Genomic DNA, 8,124 nt, shown 5'->3' with positions numbered 1-8,124 from the left:
GACTGATCTACCGCCTTCGCGAGCAAGCCCGCTCCCACATTTTTGATCTGCGGCGTCTGGGTTACTTGCGCGCCGCCTCCCACGACTTCAGCAACTCGTTATAACTGACCGTCTCACCCTGCGGCTTCTCATTTGCCAGCTTCGGTTTCGGCGCACCCGGCTGGTCAAACCAGTATTGCGCGTCCCGTTCCTCGTTCATTTTCGGCCCGCAAATCGGCTGCACCTTGGAGCGCTCCAGGCGCGTCATGATCGCGTCCTGATCCTTGGCCAACCCATCCAGCGCCTGCTGCGGCGTCTTCTCTCCGCTGGCCGCTTCCGAAATATGGCTCCACCACAATTGCGCCAACCGTGGATAGTCCGGCACGTTGGTGCCGGTCGGGGTCCACTCCACCCGGGCCGGGCTGCGGTAGAACTCCACCAACCCACCGAGTTTCGGCGCCAGGTCGGTCATGGCCTGGGAGTTGATGTCGGACTCACGAATCGGCGTCAGGCCAACGATGGTTTTCTTCAGCGACACGGTTTTCGAGGTCACGAACTGCGCGTACAGCCAGGCCGCCAGTTTCTGCTTCTCGGGCGTCGACTTGAGGAACGTCCAGGAACCTACGTCCTGATAGCCCTTCTTCATGCCCTTTTCCCAGTAAGGCCCGACGGGTGATGGCGCCATGCGCCATTTCGGCGTGCCGTCGGCGTTGACCACCGGCAGGCCCGGCTTGGTCATGTCGGCGGTAAACGCGGTGTACCAGAAGATTTGCTGGGCGATGTTGCCCTGGGACGGCACCGGACCGGATTCGGAGAAGGTCATGCCCGCCGCTTCCGGTGGTGCATAGGCTTTCATCCAGTCCACGTATTTCTGCGTGGCATACACCGCCGCCGGGCCGTTGGTGTCGCCACCACGGGTGACGCTGGAGCCCACCGGGTGGCAGTCCTCCACGCGAATGCCCCATTCGTCCACCGGCAAACCGTTGGGCAGGCCCTTGTCGCCGCCACCGGCCATGGAGAACCAGGCATCGGTGAAGCGCCAGCCCAGGGACGGGTCTTTCTTGCCGTAGTCCATGTGCCCGTAGACGCGCTTGCCGTCGATTTCCTTGACGTCTTCGCTGAAGAATTTGGCGATGTCTTCGTAGGCCGACCAGTTCACCGGCACCCCGAGTTCATAGCCGTACTTTTCCTTGAACTTGGCTTTCAGGTCTGCCCGTTCGAACCAGTCGGCGCGGAACCAGTATAGGTTGGCGAACTGCTGGTCGGGCAATTGGTAGATCTTGCCGTCGGGCGCAGTGGTGAACGAAATACCGATGAAGTCCTTGATGTCCAGGGTGGGTGAAGTGAAGTTCTTGCCTTCGTTGGCCATCAGGTCGGTGATGGATTCTGTCTTGCCATAGCGAAAGTGCGTACCGATCAAGTCGGAATCGTTGACCCAGCCGTCATAGATATTCTTGTCGGACTGCATCTGGGTTTGCAGCTTTTCCACCACGTCGCCTTCCTGCAGCAAGTCGTGGGTCAGCTTGATCCCGGTGATTTCGCTGAAGGCCTTGGCCAGCACCTTGGATTCATACTCGTGGGTGGTGAGGGTTTCCGACACCACGTTGATCTTCATCCCGCGAAACGGCTCCGCGGCCTTGATAAACCACTTCAGCTCTTCAAGCTGCTGGGCTTCGGTGAGGGTCGACGGTTTGAACTCACTGCCGATCCATTTTTTCGCAGCGTCTTCATAAGCATCCGCCCAGGCCGCAGCACTGAGCCCGCTGAGCGCCAGCACGGCCGCCAATGAAATGCTATGTCGCAGCTTATTGTTTTTATCGAACATAGAGACCTCCTGGTTTTGGGGTTCAAAAGGGGCAGCTAGCCCCAACGCATCACAGACAACAGCCACACCAGAGACAGCGCGGACGCCACCCAGATGCTCCAGCCGGTTACGCCGATCACCAACAAATGCAGGTAGGCGCTGCCGAGAAGACCGATAAACAAACGATCACCACGGGTGGTGCTGATCGGTAAAAAGCCGCGCCGGGGGATACTCGGCGAGCGCAATTCCCAGGTCGTCATGCCCACCAGCAGCAGGCCGATCGCGGCAAAGAACAGTGCAGTCGGGGTGGTCCAGGCCATCCATTCCATCATCGACTCCTCAGACCCGGCCCAGGGCAAAGCCCTTGGCCACATGGTTGCGAACGAACCAGATCACCAGCATGCCCGGCAAAATGGTCAACACCCCCGCCGCCGCCAGCACGCCCCAGTCGATGCCGGAGGCCGAAACCGTACGGGTCATCACTGCGGCGATGGGTTTGGCGTTCACCGACGTCAGCGTGCGTGCCAGCAGGAGCTCGACCCAGGAAAACATGAAACAGAAAAACGCCGTGACGCCGATCCCCGAGCCAATCAGCGGGACGAAGATCTTCACGAAAAACTTGGGGAAGCTGTACCCGTCGATGTAGGCCGTTTCGTCGATTTCCTTGGGCACGCCCGACATGAAACCTTCGAGAATCCACACCGCCAGCGGCACGTTGAACAGGCAATGGGCCAAGGCCACCGCGATATGCGTATCGAACAAGCCAATGGACGAATACAGCTGGAAGAACGGCAGCAAAAACACTGCCGGCGGCGCCATGCGGTTGGTCAGCAACCAGAAGAACAAGTGCTTGTCGCCGAGGAAGCGGTAGCGCGAGAACGCGTAGGCCGCCGGCAGCGCCACGCTCAGGGAAATCACGGTGTTGAGGCTGACGTAGTACAGCGAGTTGAGGTAGCCGGTGTACCAGCTCGGGTCGGTGAAGATCACCTTGTAGTTGGCGAAGGTGAAGTCCTGCGGAAACAGGGTCAGGCCGCCGAGGATTTCAGTGTTGCTCTTGAAGGACATGTTCAGCAGCCAGTAGATCGGCACCAGCAGGAACAGGATGTAGACCAGCAGCGGGATTACCTTGCGCTTGCTCATGTTGGCGGCCTCAGCGGTTGGCGTCGGAGTGGGTCATGGCGGTGTAGAACAGCCAGGACACCAACAGGATGATCAGGAAGTACACCAGCGAAAACGCCGCCGCCGGGCCCAGGTCGAATTGGCCTACGGCCATTTGGGTAAGCGTCTGGCTGAGGAAGGTGGTGGCGTTCCCTGGCCCGCCGCCCGTCAGCACAAACGGTTCGGTGTAGATCATGAAACTGTCCATGAAGCGCAGCATCACCGCGATCAACAGCACGCTCTTCAGTTTTGGCAGCTGGATATGTCGGAACACCGCCCAGCTAGACGCCCGATCAATCCGCGCCGCCTGGTAGTACACATCCGGGATCGCCCGCAGCCCCGAGAAACACAGCAGCGCCACCAGGGACGTCCAGTGCCACACGTCCATCACCAGCACCGTGACCCAGGCGTCCATGGTGTTGGCGGCGTAGTTGTAGCTGATGCCCATCGCATTGAGCGTGGAACCCATCAGGCCAATGTCGGCACGGCCGAAAATCTGCCAGATGGTGCCGACCACGTTCCACGGAATCAGCAGCGGAATCGCCATTACGATCAACACCAGCGACGACCATCGGCCCTTGGTGGGCATCGTCAGGGCAATCGCGATGCCCAGCGGAATCTCGATCAACAGCACACACGCCGAGTAGATGAACTGACGCAGCAGCGAGTCATGCAGGCGCGGGTCCAGCAGCACCTGTTTGTACCAGTCGGCGCCGACGAAGTAACGGCTGGATTGGTCGAAGATGTCCTGCACCGAGTAGTTGACCACGGTCATCATCGGGATCACCGCGCTGAAGGCCACCAGCAGGAACACCGGCAATACCAGCCACCAGGCCTTGTTGTTCTGCACCTTGTTCATGGCTGCACCTCCAGCAAGTAGTCATCGGCATACACCATCAGCCACTGCCCCGGAAAGCTGATGGACGCCTGGCCCTCGGGCACCGGTTTGTCTTCGGCCAGGCGCACTTTCAACGGTGCGCCATCGAGGTTGAGGGTCATGATCTTGTAGGTGCCGAGGTCTTCCACATGGGTGACTTGCGCCTGTAGCGCGTCGGGATTGTGCTCATCCCACACGTGGATAAATTCCGGGCGGATGCCGACCTGCAGCCTTTTGTAAGGCGTTTCGCCAATGCGCTGCTGCAACGCCTCGGGCAACGCCAGATGTGTCCCGGCAAAGCGCACACCGCCCGCCTCTGCCTGCACCTCAATCAGATTCATCCCAGGGCTGCCGATGAAATAGCCGACAAAGGTGTGGCTGGGCCGCTCGAACAACTCCCGGGGCGTGCCGAACTGCACGATCTGCCCGCCATACATCACCGCGATCTTGTCGGCGAAGGTCGAGGCTTCCAGTTGGTCGTGGGTCACGTAGACCATGGTGATGTTGAACTGCTCGTGGATCTGCTTGAGCTTGCGCCGCAGCTTCCACTTCAGGTGCGGGTCGATCACCGTCAGCGGTTCGTCAAACAGGATCGCCGACACGTCATCCCGCACCAGCCCGCGGCCCATGGAGACTTTCTGCTTTTCATCGGCAGTGAGGTTGCGGGCCTTTTTGTCCAGCAGGTTTTGCAGGTCGAGCACCTCGGCAATTTCCTGCACCTTGCTGTGAATTTTCGCCTCGGCCATGCCCTGGTTTCGCAGGGGAAAAGCCAGGTTATCGAACACGGTCATGGTGTCGTACACCACCGGAAACTGGAACACCTGGGCGATGTTGCGTTTTTCCGGGGTCAGTTCGTTGACCACCTTGGCGTCGAACAGCACCTGGCCTTCGGATGGGCTGAGCAGGCCGGAGATGATGTTGAGCAAGGTCGACTTGCCGCAGCCCGACGGCCCCAGCAACGCGTATGCGCCGCCCTGCTCCCAGACGTGGTTCATCTCGCGAATCGCGTAGTCCTCGGGGCCGTTTGGCTTTGAGCTGTAGCTGTGGGCCAGGTTCTGCAAATGGATCTCGGCCATCAGGCAACCCTCGCGACACGTCGGCCGGGGGCCTGGACCAGCCGTCCCTGGCCATCGAACACAAACAGTTTGTGGGTGGGGATATAGATGCGGATCGGCGCGTCGACGTCGTACTCATGCACCCCGGGCAAATGCAGCACCAGCAGGAAGTGTTCGCTGCGCACATGCAGGAAGGTTTCCGAGCCACTGATCTCGGCGACCTCCACGGTCACGGCCAATTCCAGGTCATCGTCGTTGCTCGGCACCAGGCTGATATGGCTGGGACGCACGCCAAAGCGAAACTCGCCCTCACCGATGGGCCGCAGGTCGACGTTCAGCGGGAAGTGCACGAAGTTGGCGAAGCTCACTTCATTGCCACTGATGCGCCCGGGCATCAGGTTGATCGGCGGCTCGGAAAACAGCTCGGCCGCCAGCACGGTCTGTGGCTGGTGATAAACCTCGGCCGCCTTGCCGCTCTGGATCACCCGGCCCTCATGCAGAATCGTGGTGGTGCCGCCCAGGGCCAGGGCTTCGTTGGGTTCGGTGGTGGCGTAGATCGCGATGGTATGGCGTGCCTTGAACAGCTCGCGCATTTCCTGGCGCAGTTCTTCGCGCAGTTTGTAGTCCAGGTTCACCAGGGGTTCATCGAACAGAATCAGCTCGGCATCCTTGACCAGCGCCCGGGCCATGGCGGTGCGTTGCTGCTGGCCGCCGGAGAGTTCCAGGGGGTGACGCTGGAGGAATTTCTCGATACGCAGCATTTTCGCGGTTTCGAGGACTTTGCTCTGGATCTGCTCGGCAGAGACTCCGGCCTGGCGCAGCGGCGAGGCGATGTTCTCGAACACGGTCATGGTCGGGTAGTTGATGAACTGCTGATAGACCATCGACACATTGCGCAGGCGCACCGGCTTCTGGGTGACGTCCACGCCATTCATCAGGATGCGCCCGCTGTCAGGCTTGTCCAGGCCGGCCATCAGGCGCATCAGGCTGGTCTTGCCGGAGAGCGTGCGGCCCAGCAATACATTGAAGGAACCGGCTTCGAAACGCAGGTTGGCGTCGTCGATCCAGGTTTGGCCTTCGACAACGCGAGTGACGTGCTCCAGGGTCAATGACATGACACGACCTATTTATTATTGGAATGGTTCTGGCAGGAGCACAGAGCGAGTTCCGTGCCAACAACCCAAACCTCAGGCCGGTCAACGAGTTAGGCAAAACAGCGATTCGCCTCTGAACAGAAATGAACAGGTCAGGCTGAACAACTGAACAATCGGCGGGTTGACAATGAACAGTTCTGAACAACACTGAACGGGCCTTCCGCACCCCAGAACAACAATAAAGCAAGGGTCACCGCCATGAGCACACCGCTGGCGCACGATGCCATCATCCAGGACTCCTGGCGCCGCTGCCGGGCCTATGGCCTGGATCACCAGAGCACACCGAGCTTCGACCAACTGCCCGCAGACGGCGTCAGCCAGTTGTTGGAAAGCCAGCATTCCCTTGTGCAGACCACCCACCAGGAAGTGCTGCCCTACTACGAGAACATCCTCAGCAATTCCAACTGCCTGATCATGCTCGCCGACAACCAGGGCCAGGTGCTGACTTCGTGGGGCACCCAACGCTTTATCGACCCCAAGCTGGCCCGTGGTTTCAGCGCCGGCGCCAGCTGGATGGAGCGCTCCAGCGGCACCAACGCCATCGGCACCGCCCTGGCCTGTGCCCAGGCGGTGCATATCGAACACGACGAACACTTCCTCAAGGCCAACCGTTTCATGACCGGCTCGGCAGCGCCAATCTTCGATGCGCAGCGGGAAATCATCGCGGTGCTGGATGTGTCCAGCGACAGCTACCTGCCGCCCTCCCACACCCTCGGCATGGTCAAGATGATGAGCCAGACCGTCGAGAACCGGCTGATCCTCAACCTGTTTCGCGGTGAGCATTTCCAGCTGACGTTCAATACCGGGTTGAACAATCTCGACAGCCAATGGGCCGGGCTGCTGATTTTTGATGAAAGCGGCCAGGTACTGTCGGCCAATCGCCGGGCCGACAACCTGCTGGGCATCAGCCTGTCGCGGGTGCTGATCGACAGCCTGTTCAAGGTCTCGCTGCTGGAACTGCTCAACCAGCCCGAAGGCCTGCCCTTCTCGCTGCAAGCCGCCGGACGCAACCGTTTCCAGTGCCTGCTGAAACGGCCGAAACAGGCGCCAGTGCAGGCTCGCGTGTTTGTGGAAACGAAAAAGCCCCGCGAACCTGGCCCCACGGCCATCAGTCTCAAGACCCTGCACTTCGGCGATACCCGCGTGGAAAAGGCCGTGCGTCAGGCCGAGCGCCTGCTGGAAAAGGATATTCCGTTGCTGATCCACGGTGAAACCGGTGTCGGCAAGGAAGTGTTCGTCAAAGCCCTGCACCAGGCCAGCTCTCGCAGCCAACAAGCGTTTATCGCGGTCAACTGCGCAGCGATCCCCGCCGAACTGGTGGAGTCGGAACTGTTCGGCTATGAAAAAGGCGCATTCACCGGCGCCAACCAGAAAGGCAGCATCGGGCTGATCCGCAAGGCAGACAAAGGCACGCTGTTCCTCGACGAGATCGGCGACATGCCCCTGCCGACCCAGGCCCGGCTGTTGCGGGTATTGCAGGAGCGCTGTGTGCAGCCTGTAGGCAGCAGCGAGTTGTACCCGGTGGATTTGCGGATCATCTCCGCCACCAACCGCTCGCTGCGCGAACAGGTACAGCTCGGGCGTTTTCGCGAAGACCTGTATTACCGCATCGGTGGCCTGACCCTGGAGCTGCCGCCGCTACGGGAGCGCACGGATAAACAGGCGTTGTTCAAGCAGCTGTGGCAACAGCATCGCGAGCCGACGCAGTGGGCCGGGTTGACTAACGAGGTGCTGGCCTTGTTTGAACAGCATCCGTGGCCGGGGAACCTGCGCCAGGTGAGCAGCGTGTTGCAGGTGGCACTGGCCATGGCGGAAGAGCAGCCGATTCGGGCGGAACATTTGCCGGATGATTTTTTTGTGGATTTGAATGGGGTGGTGCCGGTGTGTGATGCAGTGGATGACAGTCTGGACCTGAATGAGCGACTGAAGGCGGTGGGCGGGAATATCTCTCACCTGGCCAGAGAGCTTGGCGTCAGCCGTAATACCCTCTACAAACGCCTGCGACAAAACGGGAATGCTGTGTAGAAACACAATCAAAAATGTGGGAGCGGGCTTGCTCGCGAATGCGCTGTATCAGTCGCTGATGCTTTAACTGAC

The 8,124-nt window shown here is 60.1% G+C and carries 7 protein-coding genes; 1 reads left to right on the top strand and 6 read right to left on the bottom strand.

The window, feature by feature from the left end; translation table 11 throughout:
* Positions 1-61 precede the first annotated feature (61 nt).
* From ACW9I6_RS28350 to ACW9I6_RS28325, 6 genes are read right to left on the bottom strand one after another with little or no spacing between them, the layout of a single operon-like run.
* Entirely contained in the window at positions 62-1,804 is a 1,743-nt protein-coding gene (locus tag ACW9I6_RS28350) for an ABC transporter substrate-binding protein (protein ID WP_003218534.1), read from the bottom strand.
* A 35-nt stretch (positions 1,805-1,839) separates the two neighbouring features.
* The gene (locus ACW9I6_RS28345; protein WP_003218532.1) at positions 1,840-2,112 is read right to left on the bottom strand and encodes a DUF2160 domain-containing protein; all 273 of its coding nucleotides are present in this window, start codon (positions 2,110-2,112) and stop codon (positions 1,840-1,842) included.
* Positions 2,113-2,122: 10 nt separating this feature from the next.
* The gene (locus ACW9I6_RS28340; protein ID WP_457340087.1) at positions 2,123-2,923 is read right to left on the bottom strand and encodes a carbohydrate ABC transporter permease; all 801 of its coding nucleotides are present in this window, start codon (positions 2,921-2,923) and stop codon (positions 2,123-2,125) included.
* Between the two features lie 10 nt (positions 2,924-2,933).
* On the bottom strand, positions 2,934-3,800 hold the full coding sequence (locus ACW9I6_RS28335) for a carbohydrate ABC transporter permease (RefSeq protein WP_003218527.1): 867 nt from the start codon (positions 3,798-3,800) through the stop codon (positions 2,934-2,936).
* Positions 3,797-4,894: an ABC transporter ATP-binding protein gene (locus ACW9I6_RS28330; RefSeq protein WP_102369282.1), complete on the bottom strand. Its 1,098-nt coding sequence runs from the start codon at positions 4,892-4,894 to the stop codon at positions 3,797-3,799. The genes ACW9I6_RS28335 and ACW9I6_RS28330 overlap by 4 nt, the downstream gene beginning before the upstream one ends.
* A complete protein-coding gene (locus ACW9I6_RS28325) occupies positions 4,894-5,988 on the bottom strand; it encodes an ABC transporter ATP-binding protein (protein WP_003218524.1) in 1,095 nt (364 codons plus the stop codon). Before ACW9I6_RS28325 ends, ACW9I6_RS28330 begins: the two co-directional genes overlap by 1 nt.
* A 237-nt stretch (positions 5,989-6,225) precedes the next feature.
* Here ACW9I6_RS28325 and ACW9I6_RS28320 point away from each other — a divergent pair, with 237 nt between their 5' ends.
* Positions 6,226-8,052: a sigma-54-dependent Fis family transcriptional regulator gene (locus ACW9I6_RS28320; protein ID WP_457340086.1), complete on the top strand. Its 1,827-nt coding sequence runs from the start codon at positions 6,226-6,228 to the stop codon at positions 8,050-8,052.
* Positions 8,053-8,124 lie beyond the last annotated feature (72 nt).

The sequence above is a fragment of the Pseudomonas sp. SDO5522_S412 genome (genome assembly GCF_054071215.1).
This window is presented reverse-complemented; position numbering and strand designations above follow the sequence as displayed.